The sequence below is a fragment of the Allosaccharopolyspora coralli genome, from assembly GCF_009664835.1.
Classification (GTDB): domain Bacteria; phylum Actinomycetota; class Actinomycetes; order Mycobacteriales; family Pseudonocardiaceae; genus Allosaccharopolyspora; species Allosaccharopolyspora coralli.
On the sequence record NZ_CP045929.1, the window covers coordinates 3,286,377 to 3,302,629 of the forward strand.

At 67.5% G+C, this 16,253-nt stretch carries 12 protein-coding genes and 1 tRNA gene; 8 read left to right on the forward strand and 5 right to left on the reverse strand.

All coding sequences use genetic code 11. The features are described 5' to 3' along the window. Nucleotides 1–106 precede the first annotated feature (106 nt). The 4 genes from GIY23_RS15410 to GIY23_RS15425 are packed head-to-tail and all read left to right on the forward strand — an operon-like array spanning nt 107 to nt 8,239. Nucleotides 107–1,654: a TIGR02677 family protein gene (locus GIY23_RS15410; protein ID WP_228717737.1), complete on the forward strand. Its 1,548-nt coding sequence runs from the start codon at nt 107–109 to the stop codon at nt 1,652–1,654. After that, a complete protein-coding gene (locus GIY23_RS15415) occupies nt 1,651–2,862 on the forward strand; it encodes a TIGR02678 family protein (RefSeq protein ID WP_154077302.1) in 1,212 nt (403 codons plus the stop codon). Before GIY23_RS15410 ends, GIY23_RS15415 begins: the two co-directional genes overlap by 4 nt. Beyond that, a complete protein-coding gene (locus GIY23_RS15420) occupies nt 2,859–6,980 on the forward strand; it encodes a TIGR02680 family protein (protein ID WP_154077303.1) in 4,122 nt (1,373 codons plus the stop codon). The genes GIY23_RS15415 and GIY23_RS15420 overlap by 4 nt, the downstream gene beginning before the upstream one ends. Continuing rightward, nucleotides 6,977–8,239, forward strand: a complete 1,263-nt coding sequence (locus GIY23_RS15425; protein ID WP_228717313.1) for a TIGR02679 family protein — start codon at nt 6,977–6,979, stop codon at nt 8,237–8,239. Before GIY23_RS15420 ends, GIY23_RS15425 begins: the two co-directional genes overlap by 4 nt. A gap of 431 nt (nt 8,240–8,670) precedes the next feature. On the opposite strand, the gene GIY23_RS15430 is transcribed toward GIY23_RS15425, so the two are convergent. Both GIY23_RS15430 and GIY23_RS15435 read right to left on the reverse strand, forming a co-directional pair. Further along, nucleotides 8,671–9,672 carry an IS30 family transposase gene (locus GIY23_RS15430; RefSeq protein WP_222850173.1) on the reverse strand — a complete coding sequence of 334 codons (1,002 nt, stop codon included), beginning with the start codon at nt 9,670–9,672 and terminating at the stop codon, nt 8,671–8,673. Nucleotides 9,673–9,727: 55 nt separating this feature from the next. After that, nucleotides 9,728–10,018, reverse strand: a complete 291-nt coding sequence (locus GIY23_RS15435; protein WP_154077304.1) for a transposase — start codon at nt 10,016–10,018, stop codon at nt 9,728–9,730. Between the two features lie 92 nt (nt 10,019–10,110). Here GIY23_RS15435 and GIY23_RS15440 point away from each other — a divergent pair, with 92 nt between their 5' ends. The 3 genes from GIY23_RS15440 to GIY23_RS15450 are packed head-to-tail and all read left to right on the forward strand — an operon-like array spanning nt 10,111 to nt 12,637. Then, nucleotides 10,111–10,980, forward strand: coding sequence for a DUF3631 domain-containing protein (locus tag GIY23_RS15440; protein ID WP_154077305.1), 870 nt, complete (start codon nt 10,111–10,113; stop codon nt 10,978–10,980). Nucleotides 10,981–11,033: 53 nt separating this feature from the next. Next, nucleotides 11,034–11,225, forward strand: a complete 192-nt coding sequence (locus tag GIY23_RS15445) for a helix-turn-helix transcriptional regulator (RefSeq protein ID WP_407646771.1) — start codon at nt 11,034–11,036, stop codon at nt 11,223–11,225. Beyond that, nucleotides 11,222–12,637, forward strand: coding sequence for a tyrosine-type recombinase/integrase (locus GIY23_RS15450; protein WP_154077306.1), 1,416 nt, complete (start codon nt 11,222–11,224; stop codon nt 12,635–12,637). Before GIY23_RS15445 ends, GIY23_RS15450 begins: the two co-directional genes overlap by 4 nt. Nucleotides 12,638–12,772: 135 nt before the next feature. Here the strand turns inward: GIY23_RS15450 and GIY23_RS15455 are convergent. Together GIY23_RS15455 and GIY23_RS15460 are read right to left on the reverse strand one after the other, a co-directional pair. Next, nucleotides 12,773–12,846, reverse strand: a tRNA-Leu gene (locus GIY23_RS15455). 134 nt (nt 12,847–12,980) lie between these two features. Continuing rightward, complete coding sequence (locus GIY23_RS15460) at nt 12,981–14,105, reverse strand: hypothetical protein (RefSeq protein ID WP_154077307.1); 1,125 nt, start codon at nt 14,103–14,105, stop codon at nt 12,981–12,983. Nucleotides 14,106–14,193: 88 nt separating this feature from the next. On the opposite strand from GIY23_RS15460, the gene GIY23_RS15465 reads away from it, so the two are divergent. Next, a protein-coding gene (locus GIY23_RS15465) for an IS3 family transposase (RefSeq protein ID WP_154075325.1) occupies nt 14,194–15,329 on the forward strand; the annotation gives its coding sequence in 2 pieces (ribosomal slippage) (nt 14,194–14,392 and nt 14,392–15,329; 1,137 coding nt in all). Nucleotides 15,330–15,432: 103 nt separating this feature from the next. Here GIY23_RS15465 and GIY23_RS15470 read toward each other — a convergent pair. Then, complete coding sequence (locus GIY23_RS15470; RefSeq protein WP_154077308.1) at nt 15,433–16,221, reverse strand: SDR family oxidoreductase; 789 nt, start codon at nt 16,219–16,221, stop codon at nt 15,433–15,435. Nucleotides 16,222–16,253: the final 32 nt, after the last annotated feature.

The following is a 16,253-nucleotide window of genomic DNA, read 5'->3' on the forward strand; positions in this document are numbered from 1 at the left end:
GGGACCGCTCGGGGCGCAGGGACCGCCTCGCCGACCACCGGCCGTGGGGTTCTGACGGGGGTGTGTCCTAGCCTCGGCGGTGACCTCGCAGGAAAGGGCCGCCTCGGTGGATCAGGATTTCGGGACGTTCGCTCACCTCACCTCACCCAAAGCAGCGCTGTACAGGGACATCATGGCGACGTTCCTGAAGGCCAAGCGCCGGTTCACCGTGCACCTCCGTCCCGAGGACGTGGACGAGGAGCTGGACAACGGACCGGACGTTTCGGTGATCGCCGGTGCTCTCGCGCAGCTCGTGGAGTGGGGAAACCTCCGCGCTGATCCGGACACCAGCCGCGTCACCACCGTCGAGGACTTCCACCGCGCCCGGTTCCTCTACCAGCTGACGCGGCACGGCGAGGCCACCGAGCAGGCCCTGACGACCTACGACGAGGCGCTCGGCAGGCGTGGGGCGCTGCAGGCGGTGGCGCTGACCGACATCACCGACCGGTTGCGCGGATTGCTCGCCCTCGCAGGCGAGCCCGATCCCGATCCGGCGAAGGTGCATCTGCTGCTGGACAGCCTCGTCGGCCGGTTCCGCGACCTCGCCGACAACGCGCAGGCGTTCATGCGATCCCTGCAGCGCACGATCGATCTGCACGACACCGACGCGGATACGTTCCGCGCCTACAAGGACCGGCTGATCGACTACCTCGAGCGGTTCATCAAGGACCTCGTCAGTACCGGCGCAGAGATCGCCGGACTCGTCGAGTCCCTGGAGAACGCCGACGTGGGTCAGTTGCTGGAGATCGCGGCGCGACGCGAAGCCGAGGACGCCGCGCCCGGTGCCGACGACAACGACACCGAGGATTCGGACCCGCGTCGGGACGCGTTCGAACGGGGTCGCGTTCTCTGGCAGGAGCGCTGGCAGGGCTTTCGTGCGTGGTTCGTCAGCGATCAGCACCATCCGAGCCAGGCGAAGCTGCTGCGCAACCAGGCGCGTGCGGCGATCCCGCAGCTGCTGCAGGTGGTGGCCGCCCTCAACGAGCGTCGTGCCGGGCGGTCGGATCGCACGGCGGACTTTCGGACTTTGGCGCGCTGGTTCGCCCAGTCGCCCGACGAGGCGTCGCTGCATCGGCTGTGGCGCTCGGCGTTCGGGCTTTCCTCCGCGCGACACCTCACCGCCGACCCCGAGCAGGACGGCGCCGTCGCTTCCAGCACCCCGTGGGCGAGTGCTCCCCCGCTGTCCATCAGCCCACGGCTACGCAAAACCGGCAGCTACGAGCGGCGGGGCAAGCCCAATCGCGTGCTCGACCGGTCCGAACAACGCCGTTACCTGGCCGATCTCGCCGCCAAGGAAGCCGCCGAGACCGCCGCCGCGCGGGCCGCCCTGGTCACCAGCCACCCGACGCGGCTCTCCGACATCGCCACATTGGAACCGGGTGCGTTCCAGCTGTTCCTCGGACTGCTCGGCGACGCCCTGGCGGCACGGACACCGGGCGCCGATACGGTCCGCACCAGCACGTCCGACGGCAGCATGGCGATCCGGCTCCGTGTGCTCGACGGGCCCGGGGAGGCCGAGATCCACACCCCGCACGGTGTGCTGCGCGGCCCGGACTTCCTGGTCGAGATCACCGACCTCACCACGCGTGACGAAACGGAGGCGCGCAGCGCATGAGCGCCGTCGACGATGTGCTCGCGTCCTCGCGCGCGGGCGAGCTGCGACGCGCCGCCCGCGCTCTGCTCCGGCGGCCGCTGGTGCGGGCCAGTGGCCCCGAGGCCGAGGCGTTCGTCCTGATCCGCAGGCACGCCGCCACGCTGCGCGAGTGGTTCGACCGCAACACCGGCTGGGCGCTGATCGTCGAGGCGGACCTGGCTCGACTGGTCAAGTACACCTCCCACACCGACGACCCCACCTATCCCGCCAGGGAGGCGCGGTCGAAACCTCCCTTCACCCGGCGCCGATACGTGCTGACCTGCCTGGCGCTGGCCACGCTGGACCGCGCCGAGACGCAGATCACCCTCGGTCGCCTCGCGGAGCAGATCGTTCTCGGGGCAGGCGACCCGGACCTGGTCGCGGCGGGCATGACCTTCACCCTCGAGGGGCGCGACGAGCGCAGCGACCTGGTCGCGGTGGTGCGGTTGCTGCTCGATCTCGGTGTGCTCAGCCGTGTCGCCGGTGACGAGGACGCGTTCGTCAAGGACACCGGCGACGTGCTCTACGACGTGCACCGCCGCGTGCTCGCCGGGCTGCTGGCCACTCCTCGGGGGCCGTCGACCGTGGCTACCGAGGCTTCCGAGACCTTCGAAGACCGCATCTCGGCGCTGACCGCCGAGACCCCGGCCACCACCGACGATCTGCGCAACCGGCGGATCCGCCACCACCTGACCCGCCGACTGCTCGACGAACCGGTGCTGTACTACGACGAACTCGACGAGGCCGAGCGGACCTACCTGTCCGGTCAGCGCACGGCCATCACCACACGCATCACCGAACTGACCGGTCTGGTGGCCGAGACCCGCGCCGAAGGCATCGCGATGGTCGACCCGTTCGACGACCTCACCGACGTGCGCATGCCCGAAACCGGAACCGAAGGTCACGCCACGCTGCTGCTCGCCGACCACCTCGCACGCAGTACCGAGTCGCCGGTCCCGCTGGAACGACTGCACCGGCACGTCCGCGAGCAGGCCGACGCACACCGTTCGTACTGGCGGCGCGACGCCGCCGAACCCGGTGCCGAGGTGGGGTTGACCACCGCCGCGCTGGACCGTCTGGAAGCGTTGCGCCTGATCTCCCGGGACGCCGAGACCGTGACCGCGTTGCCCGCACTGGCCCGCTACGCGCTGGCCGAACCGACCGTCCACTCCCCGCAGGAACGCCCGTGACCCGAGAACTCCCCGACCCGCAGCTGACCCGGTGGCAACCGCTTCGCGCCGGGCTGATCGACCTGTTCTACTACGACTCCGAGGAATTCTGGTTCCACGACGGCCGTCTGCTGCTGCGCGGCAACAACGGAACCGGCAAGTCCAAGGTACTGGCGTTGACGCTGCCGTTCCTGCTCGACGGCGACCTGTCCCCGCACCGCGTCGAGCCCGACGCGGACCCGAAGAAGCGGATGGACTGGAACCTGCTGCTCGGCGGGGCGCACCCCCATTCGGAACGGCTCGGCTACAGCTGGCTGGAGTTCGGCCGCCTCGACGAGCACGGCCGTGTGGACATCCGCACGCTGGGCTGCGGGATGAAAGCCGTCGCCGGGCGCGGCATCAGCCGCCACTGGTTCTTCGTCACCGACCAGCGCGTCGGCGACGAACTCGACCTCGTCGACGCCACCGGAACGGCCCTGAGCAAGGACCGGCTCACCGACGCGCTCGCCGACCGTGGCACCACCTACGACAGGGCACGCGACTATCGCCGAGCCGTCGACGAGGCCCTGTTCGGGTTCGGCGCCCAGCGCTACGGGGCGCTGGTCGACCTGCTGGTGCAGTTGCGCCAACCACACCTGTCCAAACGTCCCGACGAGAGGACGCTGTCGAACGCGCTCACCGAAGCACTGCCGCCGCTCGACCAGGCCGTCATCGCCGACGTCGCCGAAGCGTTCCGCAGCCTCGAAGAGGACCGGGAGTCGCTGCGGTCGATGACCGAGGCACGCGAGGCCGCGACGTCCTTCCTCAGCCACTACCGCCGCTACGCCCGCATCGCGGCCCGCAGACGCGCGAGACAGCCGCGGGACGCCCAGACCGGCTACGAGCGCGTCAACCGCGACCTGTCCGCCGCCGAGGCCGACCACACCGCCGCCGAAGAACAGCTGGAAGCCGCGAAGAGCCGGGTACAGGAGCTGACCAACGCCCGAACCCAGTTGCAGGCCAAGGAGGGCGCACTGCGCGCCAGCCCGGAAATGCGCAGCGCGCAGGAGCTGGAGCGATCGTCAGAGGAAGTTCGGCGCCGAACCGACGAAGCCCAACGCCTCGCCGGTGAGCGCGACAAGAGCCGGAACCGGCTCGCCACGCGTCGGGAACAGCACACCTCGGCCGAGTCACGTCTCGCCGGTACGCGCGAGGAACTGACCACCCGGCGACAGTCCGCGACCGAGGTTGCCTCGACGGCTCGGATCGCCGACAGCCACACCGAACACGTCGACACACCGCTGGAGGGCCACGCCGAACCGGCCGCCGTCCGCCGCGCGGCCGAGCAGCTGCGTGATCGGCAGCAACGCGCGGTCGATCACGTCGACGCCCTGCTCAACGACGTCGACACCGCCGACCGGAAGCTGGCCGACGCCCAGCGCCGGAGCGCCGAGCTCGACACCGAAGCCGGCGAGCTCGCCGAACGCACGGAATCCGCGGACAACGCCGTCGAGCAACGCGGCGCCGATCTCGTCACGGCCGTGCGTGCGCATCTCGACGGCGCCACCGAGCTCCGGCTGCCGGACCCGGCGAGCACTCTCGCCGAGCTGGAACTGTGGGTGGAGACCCTCGACGGCACGAACCCCGCGGCGACCGCCGTGAACACCGCAGGCCACGCGGCGACGGGCGAACTCGCCCGGGCGGACGCGGACCTGCAGGCCCAGCAACAGGACCGCAACCACCGCCGCGCCGAACTGATCGAGGAGATCGACCGGCTCGAGCGGGGCGAGGACACCAGCCCACCCACCCCGTACACCAGGGACTCCGCCGCGCGGGCCAACCGCGACGGGGCGCCACTGTGGCGGCTGGTCGACTTCGCCGACGAGGTCACCGCCGACGACCGAGCAGGCATCGAAGCTGCACTGGAAGCCGCGGGAATCCTCGACGGCTGGGTCATGCCGACGGGAGAGGTCTTGGATCCGGAGGCCGAGGACGTCGTGGTGCGTGCCGGAACACCGGCACGCACGTCGCTGGCCACGGCGCTGCGGCCGGCCGTCGATCGCGACGATCCGCGTGCGGCCACCGTCTCCGACGCGACCGTGACCGAGGTCCTCACAGCCATCGGCCTCGCCGACGACGCGCTCGACACGGAGTCGACGACCGCGGTGAGCCGCCGGGGACGGTTCCGCAACGGCCCGGTGGAGGGCCGCTGGAACAAGCCGGTCGCGACCTACATCGGGCGCAGCACCCGTGAAGTCGCTCGCCGCGCCCGGCTGGCCGATCTGCGTGGCGAACTGACCACACTGGACGCACAGCTGACCGAACTCGCGGATGGTCGCGCGCGCCTGGACGAACGATCGGCTGCTCTCAAGGCCGAGATGGTGAACCTGCCCGACGACGCCGCGTTGCGCGACGCCCACGCCCGGGTGAGTTCGCTGGTCGCCGAGCGCGAACGCCTGACCCAACGCCAGTCCGAGGCCACGCACGCGTTGGCGGCCGCCAATGAGGAAAACCGAACCGCGCGATCCGCGCTGACCACCGGCGCCGACGACGCCGCACTTCCGTCCGATCGCAGCGCTCTGAACGAGGTGACGAGGGCGCTGCAGGAATACCGCACCCAGTTGGAGGGGCTCTGGCCGGCCTGGCGGGCCGTCGTCGACGCCGAGCGGCGCGCCGCGGACACCGCAGCCGAACTCGCCGATGCCGAAGCGGATCTCACCGACCTGGCCGAGCGCGCGAGCGAAGCCGAACAGGCCGCCCTGGCCGCAGGCGAACACCATCAGACGCTGCGCGACACGGTCGGCGCCGCGGTCGAGGAGCTCGAACGGCAACTCTCCGAGGTCACCAACTCGCTCAGCGCCAACACCCAGCACCGTGGTGAGGCGGACCGCGAGGTGGAGAACGCCCTCGACGCGCGCGGCAACGCCAACGGCCGCCGCGAACAACTCCGCACCGAACTCGCCGAAGCCACCGAGCACCGAACCGTGGCCACCGACTCCTTCCGGCGGTTCGCCCAGACCGGCCTGCTGGCCGTGGCGCTGCCCGAGCTCGAGGTGCCGGACTCCACGACCACCTGGTCGCCGGACCCGACCGTGCGACTGGCGCGCAAGGTCAACGACGAACTGTCCGATCACGCCGAGGACGACCACACCTGGGACCGCGCGCAGCGCAGAGTCACCGAGGAACACAAGACGCTCACCGAAACGCTCACTCGCCAGGGAAACCGCGCCACGGCCGACTTGCTCGACGACGGCATCGTGGTCGAGGTCGAGTTCCACGGCCGCCGCACCTCCGTGCCCGATCTCGTCGACGCCCTCGAGACCGAAGTGTCCGATCGGGAGCGACTGCTCGACGAACGCGAGCGAGAGATTCTGGAGAACCATCTGGTCAACGAGGTGGCCAGCACGCTGCAGGAACTCATCTCGGCAGCCGAGAATCAGGTCGCCCGCATGAATGAGGAACTCGCGGCCCGACCCACCAGCACCGGGATGCGGTTGCGTCTCGTCTGGCGTCCCCGGCCGGACGGGCCCACCGGTCTGAACGCGGCACGCGAACGCCTCCTGCGCCAGAACCCCGACGCGTGGTCCGAAGAGGACAGAAGCACCGTCGGCAGTTTCCTGCAGGAACGCATCGCCGACGTCCGCGCGCGCGACACAGCGGGGACCTGGCTGGAGCAACTCACCACGGCACTCGACTATCGCGGCTGGCACCAATTCGTCATCGAACGCCACCAGAACGGGCAGTGGAAGTCGGCGACCGGGCCGGCCTCAGGCGGCGAACGCGTCTTGGCCGCGAGCGTGCCGCTGTTCGCCGCTGCTTCCTCGCACTACGCCTCGGCAGGCAACCCGCACGCACCCCGGCTGGTCACCCTCGACGAAGCCTTCGCAGGGGTCGACGACAACGCCCGAGCCAAATACCTCGGACTGCTGGCCGCGTTCGATCTCGACGTGGTCATGACCAGTGAACGTGAGTGGGGCTGCTACCCGGAGGTCCCCGGGCTGGCCATCGCGCAACTGTCCCGCACCGAGGGAGTCGACGCGGTGCTGGTGACTCACTGGCAGTGGAACGGCAGTGACCGTGTCCAGCTCGAACGGCCTGACACGGATGCGTCGACCCCTCAGCCACCACAGCCTTCCGCGCAGGACGGCTTGTGGGCGTGAGCACCGATCACGAGCGGTTGACGCGGCTTCTCGGCGGGGACGACCTCGCGTGGCTCGTCCAGCGGGCCCGGCGACGCATGGAGCTCGGCAAGCCACTCACCACGTCGGTCACCCTCTCCGAGGCGAACTCCGCGCAACGGGAGGCCGTGCACCGACTGCTCGGTCGTCGACCCCGTGCGGGAACCACTCTCACGGTCTCCCTGCCGGCCGTCGACGACGTGCTCCGGCAGTCCGGCGCGTGTCCTGACGGGTTGGAAGTCGCCGTCACCACCCTCACCGGCCCGGTTACCGTGCGATCAGAGGCGGCCGAACGGGAAGAACGCGGGTGGCGTGAGGCATTCGCCCCGTTGCGGGACGCAGTGCACGGCAGGGCCGAACTCGCCGACTGGTACGACCATCTGCACTCCAGCGGGCTCGTTCGCAGGCTCACCGGAACCTTCGAGCAGGCCGCACCAGTACTCCACAACCTCGCCGCGGTCGTCCGCGCCCTGCCCACGTCCGCCGAGCCGTTGGGACACTTCGCCGCCCGCATCACCGGCAGCGCGCATGCCCTCGACGACAACCGTCCACTGTCCACACTCACCCTCGGTGCCGCCCGCGCCGTGGCGGGCCTGCCCGACGGGTCCGGAGCACAGTGGCAGCGAGAGGTGTGGGCTGCCGTCGGCATCCTGCGCGACGAGCTGTCCTCGACGGTGCTGACGCTCGGCCTGCCCGGTGACGCGAGAACAGCTACCGGACGGGCACTGGAGGCGTTACGCGGAGCCGGTCAACCAGCCGTACTGACGCTGCGCCAGCTGATCCACGACACTCCCGAGTGGACGATCGAGGGACAACCCGTCTCGATCTGCGAGAACCCGGTGGTGGTCGCCGCCGCCGCCGACCGGCTCGGATCGATGTCGGCTCCTCTGGTCTGCGCCAACGGCCAGCCCGGCGCCGCCGTGATGCACCTGTTGCGTCAGCTCGCCACGTCGGCGGCCCGGTTGCGTTACCACGGTGATTTCGACTGGGGCGGCCTACGTATCGGCAACGTCGTGTTCGACCGACTACCTGTCATTCCGTGGCGTTTCGACTCGGCGGCGTACGAGGCCGCCGTGACCGGGCACTCCTCACACCAGCTCGGCGACAAACCGGTTCACCCCAGCTGGGACGACCGCCTCGGCGCCCGGATGCAGCAGGTCGGCCTCGCAGTCGAAGAGGAACACGTCGTGGACGACCTGATCGACGACCTGTCGCTCTCCGAGCAGCACACCGATCCCTGAGCTTGCCCCCGTAGCGCGGACACCGATGTAGATCGTCCGCTATGCTTCTCGTTTCTTCAATTGCCTAGATCGCATCGTTTTTGATGCCAGTAGAGAAATAAGAGAAACTGCTAACATGAACCATGAAACAGGGAAATTATTCCACCCCCAAAGAAGGGCGACAGAAGCGATAATCGAGACTACACTGATCACCAATAGCGCGATTTGCGCATTGGTTCTTTTGAGTGCCCCTGTCGTGTTCATGGCTGCCTCTTCCTGTTGTCAGCATTGAGTAGCGCCCCCCAGGCATTGATAACACTTGCAGCAGCGAAGGCCCCTCCCACGACCCCAGGCACCACCACCAGTCGCCAAGCCACTCGCGACGAACCCACCGACCGCAAGAACGGTACTACCGTAGGCATTGAGCCGAGCAGGCGTTGAGTCCGGCGGTGTCAGTCGGTGGAAGCAAGTGAGCTGGTGAGGAGCTCGGTGAAGACTTCTGCTGGGGTTCGGTAGTCGAGTATACGGCGGGGGCGGTTGTTGAGTTCTTCGGCCACGGTGTCCAGGTAGGACTGGTGGTCGGTGATGTCGGTTGCTTTGGGGAAGTACTCGCGCAGCAGCCGGTTGGTGTTCTCGTTCGTGCCGCGTTCCCACGGCGAGTGCGGGTGGGCGAAGTAGATGTCGACGTCGGCGGCCAGCGACAACGCCGCGTGGCGTGCCATCTCCGAACCCTGATCCCAGGTCAGGCTGGTGAGCAGATGCGACGGCATGTCGTTGATCTTCGACAGGAGTGCGTCGTGGGTCGTGGTGGCGTCATGCCTGCCGTCGGGCAGCGCCACACAGCAGGTGTAGCGCGACGTACGCTCGACCAGGGTGGCCATGGCGGTTTTGCCGCCCTTGCCCACCACGAGATCCCCTTCCCAGTGTCCGGGCACCCTGCGGTCGGCGACCTCGGCCGGGCGTTCCTCGATCGAGCGCATACCCACGATCCGCGCACCCGAGCTGCGGGCCCGGCCACGGGAGCGCCGCTGGCTACGCCCCGAGCGCAGCCAGATGCCTTGACGAGCCAGTTCGCCGGTGGGCAGCGCATAGATCCAGGTGTAGATCGCCTCGTGAGACACCTGCCAAGCCTGCTGGCCCGGCCGTTCGTGCCGCAACCGGCCCGCGACCTGGTCCGGCGAGCAGCCCTCCCGCAGCTTGGTCGTGACCACCTCACGCAGCACCGGATCTGTATCCAGCTTGCGGATCTTCGGCCGCGCTCGTGCCGACGTGGCCCGTCGTACGACTACCTGGGCCCGGTAATGCGCCCGGCCGCCATGGCGACGGATCTCGCGGCTGACCACGCTGGGATTCCGCTCGATCCGCTCCGCGATCACCGCCTGGTCCACGCCCTCGGCGATACCGCGCGAGATCTCTTCCCGATCGCCGCCCGTCAACATCGTGCGCTGTCCCACCCGGACACTCCTCGTCGGCCTTCCACACTCCACCGACGACATACCTACACCAAGATCACGTGCTTACACCGGTTGAGATCAAGCGCGCTTTTTTCAGGAACTCGTTTTCCATCCGCAGCCGCTGCACTTCGGCTTCCAACTCGCTCAACCGCGCACGCTCCACGGGACTCATCTCGGGCTCGGGTTCCGGGTTCTCCCGCCGCCAGGTGTTGACCCAGTTGCCCAAGGTCCCCTCGTTGATCTGCAACTCCCGGGCCACCTCAGCCACCGGCCGACCGGTGCTCACTACCAGCTGCACCGCCTCGGCCTTGAACTGCGGGCTGAACTTCCGACGCTTCTCCGGCACGGACGCATCCTCTCAGTCGAGAGGCCCTGTCCAAGATCCTTGATACACCTCACAGCGCCACGATCGCTCGCTGCGTGGGCGATGCCAAAGCCATGAAAGTCGAACGCTTCCCCGTCTACGCCCCCGCCGCCCTGGCCGGGATCGCCGGACACATGCCCGCCACCATCACCACCCGCGCCATCACCATCCACATGCGCAAACGCGCCCCCGACGAACCCGTCGAAGAATTTCTCGAAGAAGACGTCGAAGGCGAAGCCGCACCGCTGCGCGAGGAACTCGCCGCCTGGACCGACCAGGCCAGCGACCACCTCACCGGAGCACGACCGGTCATGCCGACCGGGGTGTTCGACCGCGCCGCCGAAATCTGGAAACCCCTCATCGCCCTCGCCGACCACGCAGGCGGGCACTGGCCCGACACCGCCCGTGCGGCCTGCCAACACTTCGTCAACGCCACCGGCCCCGGCACCCAATCCCTCGGGGTGCGGCTGCTGGCCGACCTCCGCGACCTGTTCACCACCCGCGCCGTCGACCGCATGACCACAGTGGACATCCTCCCGGCGCTGCACGCCCTCGACGAAGCACCGTGGGGCGACCTCTACGGCAAACCCCTCGACCCCCGGCGCCTGTCCAAAGAACTCGCCCGCTACGGCGTCGCCTCCAAAAACATCAAGCAACCCAGCGGACAGGTCGCCAAAGGCTTCCGCACCGACGGCGAAGACGGACTCGCCGACGCCTGGCGCCGCTACCTGCCCAGTGCCGCTACCCCCGCTACCGACGCTACCGCGCAGGTCACACCGGTAGCGGACGACAAACCGGTGCCGCTACCAGCGCTACCCGACACCGACACAGGTAGCGGCGGTAGCGGCAACCAAAACCCCTCCGCTACCGCCCTGACCAGCGAAGTAGCGCCAGTAGCGGCAGTAGCGGACAACACCAGCCCCAGCTCAGAGGAGCCGCCCTGACCGCACGACCGCTTCGCCCGAACCGCGCATTCACCCGCCCAGGAGGAGGCACCGTGGCCAAGCGAACCGGCATTTGGATGACCGTCCCCGAGTTCTGCGAGGAGATGGCCATCTCTCGTTCCACCTTTGACGACTGGCGCGCCAAGCAGCGAGCGCCGAAGGCCATCCGCCTACCCAACGGCGCCCTACGCATCCGCCGCACCGACTTCGAGAACTGGCTCGACACCCTGGAGGACGCCGCATGACCGAAACCACCTACGACGTCCGCATCTGGAAGATCCAGACACGCAAGAACAAGCAGGGCAAGATCACCAGCTACCGGGTCCGGTGGGAAGTTCAGAGGTCGGACCACTCCGAGTCGTTCAAGAACAAAGCCCAAGCAGAAAGTTTCCGCGCGGACCTGCTCCGTGCGGCTCGCAAGGGTGAAGCCTTCGTCGTGGACCGTGGCTTGCCCGTGTCCATGTTGCGACAGGTGAACGAGATGAGCTGGTTCGACTTCGCGTGCGCCTACGTGGACATGAAGTGGCCGGATCAGTCCGGCAACTCCCGGAAGGGCATCGCAGAAACGTTGACCACGATCACGCCCGCTCTGCTCGCGACCGAACGGGGGAAGCCAGACGAGAAAGTCCTACGCGACGCTTTGCACGGCTGGGCGTTCAACTGTTCCCGTCGCGACACCGTCGAGCAGCCACCGCGAGTCAGGTCAGCCTTGAAATGGCTGGCGTCGAACACGAAGCCGGTGAGCGTGCTGTCAGACGCCTCGCACCTTCGGGAAGCGCTGCGGCTGATTTCAACCCGGTTGGACGGCAAGCAGTCCGCAGCGTCGGTCGTCAGCCGCAAGCGTGCTGTGCTGTACAACGCCCTTGATTACGCTGTTGAGCGTCAACTGCTCGACCGCAATCGGTTGCCGGAGCTCAAGTGGGCCCCGCCGAAAAGCGTGCAGGCCATCGACAAGCGCACGGTAATCAACCACCAACAAGCGACGAAGCTGCTGGACGCAGTGGGCCGCCAGGAACCGAGCGGGTCCCGGCTCGTGGCCTTCTTCGCAGTCATGTACTACGCGGCTGCCCGACCGGGCGAAGCGGTCAACCTTCGCCGTAGCGATCTGATGTTGCCATCCCTGGCGCACGACCCAGCGACAGGGCAGTGGCAAGAGCCCGAGAACGCGTGGGGCGAACTGCTGCTGTCGGAATCAGCCCCCGAGACCGGAGCACGCTGGAGCACTACCGGCAGACGCCGAGACCGACGGCAGCTCAAACATCGAGGCAAAGGAGATACTCGCCCAGTACCGTGCCCGCCGCCTCTGGTGCGCATCCTGCGCACGCACACCGCGACCTACCCTCCTCGGCCCAATGGTCAACTCTTCTACGGGATGCAGGGCGGAGAGCTGCCCCAGAGCACCTACGGTCACGCCTGGGAACGGGCCCGCAAGGCGGCCTTGACGCCGGAAGAGTACAAGTCGCCACTGGCCAAGCGCCCCTACGATCTCCGACACGCGGCAGTATCCACCTGGCTCAGCGCAGGAGTCCCGCCTACACAGGTCGCTGAATGGGCAGGCCACAGCGTCACCGTTCTCCTGCAGATCTACGCCAAGACGCTCGCGGGCCAGGAGGAACTTGCCCGCAGGCGCGTCCAGCAACTCCTCGGGGAGGAGTAGCGCGAACCGTGGCCACTCATTGGCCAGAGACAGCCGCACAATCCCGCATACTGCCGGGAACAACCGCAGAAAGCGCGATCGACTGTCAACGGCTTCTGCGCAGGTCAGAGCCTGTTTTGCGCAGGTTACAGAGGGTGCCCCTGGTCCGATTCGAACGGACACTGGACGGATTTTGAGTCCGCTGCCTCTGCCGGTTGGGCTACAGGGGCTGATGTTGACCTAGGATACGCGCAGGCAGTGGCCATCCTTCGGTCGGGGTCATCTGTGGCTCCTCGGCTGGTCTCGAACGCCGGTACACGGCCGGATCGCATAGGTGTTCGAACGCTCAGTCCTCGCAACGGTCTCACCGAACCGGGTCGGGCGAAGACTCCGTGACGTGGCCCTGCTGGATGCGTTCCACTGCCAGCGGCGTGCCGAGTTCGTGTCGGTGCTGCGGGTTGCGCCGGTAGAACGCCAGGCAGTGGAACAGCAGCACCGGATCGCACTGCACGAACGCAGGGTTGATCTTGAGTCCGCCGGACCCGGGCCGCGAGATGCCGAGGTCGTGTGGGAGGTCGTCGGTCGACCAGCGCACCGAGACATCGATGAGTCGCCACTCGGGTCCCCGGAACTGCTCGCGAGTGACCGCCCGAACAACGCGCATCGCGTCCCACGACGCTCCCGAGCGCGCCGGGCCGCGTGCGACGACGACACCGCTGGGCGACAACCACACCTCGGTGTCTCGACCATCGTCGAGCACGATGAACACGGCGCACCACCCTGCGAGGACAAACGCTGCGATCGACAGGAAGGCGTTCACAGCATTCAGCCGCTCCGCAGTCGAAAGAACGAAGACACAACCCGCACCGAGCAGAACGGTGCCGCCCCACCGCAGGAATGCACGCTCGCCGGCTCTCACCAGGACAACGGCTGGTTCCCCCGACGGTCGCAGCGTGTCGAGACGCAGTCTCACCGTGGCGCGATGGGCCGGGAACCCGGCCAGGCCCACCCCCACCGAGGTCGCGACAAGCAAGAGGCCAAGAGCGAGAGAGAAAGACGTCAACGCCAGTGGCCCGCCCTCGTAGCGGTTCTGCGCCGCCCCACCGAGGAGGAACACGGCGGTGCCCAAGTTGAGGGAGGAAAGAAGGACCGAGGCGGCCCCACTTGCAGGTTCCCATCCGTCCGGCAAATCCAACGCACGGATCCCGTCCTCCGGCGGATGCGCGGCAAGGTACTTCAGGCGAACGGAATGAACCACGGCGACGACGAACTGCATCGCCGCCACCATCAGCGCCACCGCGATTGGCTCCACGTCGACTCCCCCCGTCTGTCGGTACGTCGCCGCCCGTTCTGCGATCGTCCGACGACATCGAATCAGATGGGCGAGCACGTGAGTGGAATCGGCTGCGTGCTGACACCGAGATCGTCCAGGCAGGGCTGGAAATCGGAGGCAACTAGAGGGCCGTGGCGTTTTCGGACAGGCAGCCAACTAAAATCGCTCCTTCGAGGGAAGGTTGTCTGTGTCTGGAACGAAGCGTCGGTCGTATTCTCCCGAGTTTCGGGATGAAGCGGCGAAGATGGTGACCGAGACCGGTCGTACGGTGGCCGAGGTTGCTCGCGAGCTCGGGTTGAATCAGCAGACCCTGCGGAACTGGGTGAACGCGTACGAGGCCGCGCACGATGCTCCGGAGCCGTCGTTGAGCGTGTCCGAGCGTGCGCGACTGCGTGAGCTGGAAGAAGAGAATCGTCAGCTGCGCATGAAGACGGAATTTCTGGGAAAAGCAGCCGCCTTCTTTGCCAGCGAGTATCGGTGAGCCAGCGGTACGCGTTCATCGCTGCAGAGAAGGACACCACGGACGAACACGGCGTGAAGAGCTACACCGTGGAGAACATGTGTGCCTGGCTCAACGTGTCGAAATCTGGATTCTACGACTGGCTGTCGCGACCCGAGTCGGACACCGACCGGCGCCGTCGCTACCTGGGCACGTTGATCAAGAAGTGTTTCGACGACTCCGATGGCACCTACGGCCACCGGCGCATCCACGCGTGGCTGGCCCGCTGCGGAGAGCCGGCCACGCCGGAGCTCGTGCGCAGCATCATGCGGGATCAGCAGCTCGTCCCCTGCCAGCCTCGGCCCTGGCGCCCGAGCCTGACCCAGGCGAGCACGCACGTGCTGCCGGACCTGCTCAAACGTGACTTCACCGCCCGTGAGCCGGGCGAGAAATTGGTTGGCGACATCACCTATATCCCGACCGGACAGGGATGGGTGTATCTGGCCACGGTCATCGACTGTTATTCGAAAGCCGTCGTCGGATGGGCCATCGACGACCACTACCGCACACCACTTATCGAGAAGGCGATCCACATGGCTGCCCGCAACCACACCCTTCCCGCCCGCGCGATTTTCCATTCAGACAGGGGCAGCAACTACACGTCCGCCGACTTCGCGATGACGCTACGCTCGCTCGGCATCCGACAATCCGTCGGACGCACCGGGATATGCTTCGATAACGCCATGGCCGAATCCTTCTTCGCCACCCTGAAAAATGAACGCGTTCATCGAGTTACCTACCTCACCAAAGACCACGCCAAGGCTGACATTGCTTCCTATATCGAGCTTCGATACAATCACCGCAGGCTCCATTCCGCTATCGGATACAAGGCCCCGAACGAAGCCCATGCCGAGTACTACAACCATGCGAACGCGGCATAAAATAACCCACTAACAAGCCGTCCGAAAACAGGCCGGCCCCTCACCAAGGGCAGGCGCTGGCACTAGGGCCTGGTGCCGTGCTTCGTCGAACGATCCGGCCGGGTCAGGTGAGGCCGCCGTCGGCGTGGATGTTCTGGCCGGTCATCCATCCGTTGTCGGGGTGGACGAGTAACGCGACGAGGTCGGCGACGTCGCTGGGTCGCCCGATCCGGCCGAGCGCGGTCATGGCCGCTGCGCCGTCGAGCGCCTCCGGTGGGGCACCGGCGCGCAGGAGGTCGGTCTCGGTGGGGCCGAGGGAGACGGTGTTGGCGGTGATGCCGCGATGTCCGAGTTCGCGTGAGGCCACGCGGGTGATCTGTTCGATCGCGGCCTTGCTGGCCGCGTAGGCGGCCTCACCGGCACTGGGCCAGGCGGTACCGATGGTGGACATCGTGATGATCCGCCCGTGATCCCGCAGACGACGGGCACCGTGCTGCACGGTGAGAAAGGCTCCGCGCGCATTCGTGGCCATGATTCGGTCCCATTCGTCGACGCTGAGTTCGTCGATCGGTGCCTGCGCCATGATTCCGGCGTTGGCTACCAACACGCTCAATCCGTCGACACCGGCGTCCCGGAACGCCTGGTCTGCCGTGGTGAACACCCGGTCGAACTGCTCCGGTACCGCCAGGTCGAGCTGTACGGCTCGTGCCCGGCCACCCTGCGCGGTGATCTCGGCGACGAGCGTCTCGGCGGACGCGTGGTCGGTCGCGTAAGTGATCACCACGACGGCCCCGTCGGCGGCCAGGCGCGCGGCGATCGCTCGGCCGATCCCGCGTGAGCCACCGGTGATCAACGCGCCTTGCCCGGACAACGGCTGGGTGTTTCGAGGTTCTGGTGCGGTTGGAGTCGTCATGGTGGCAGCATGACGAGCGTTCCGGAACGTAT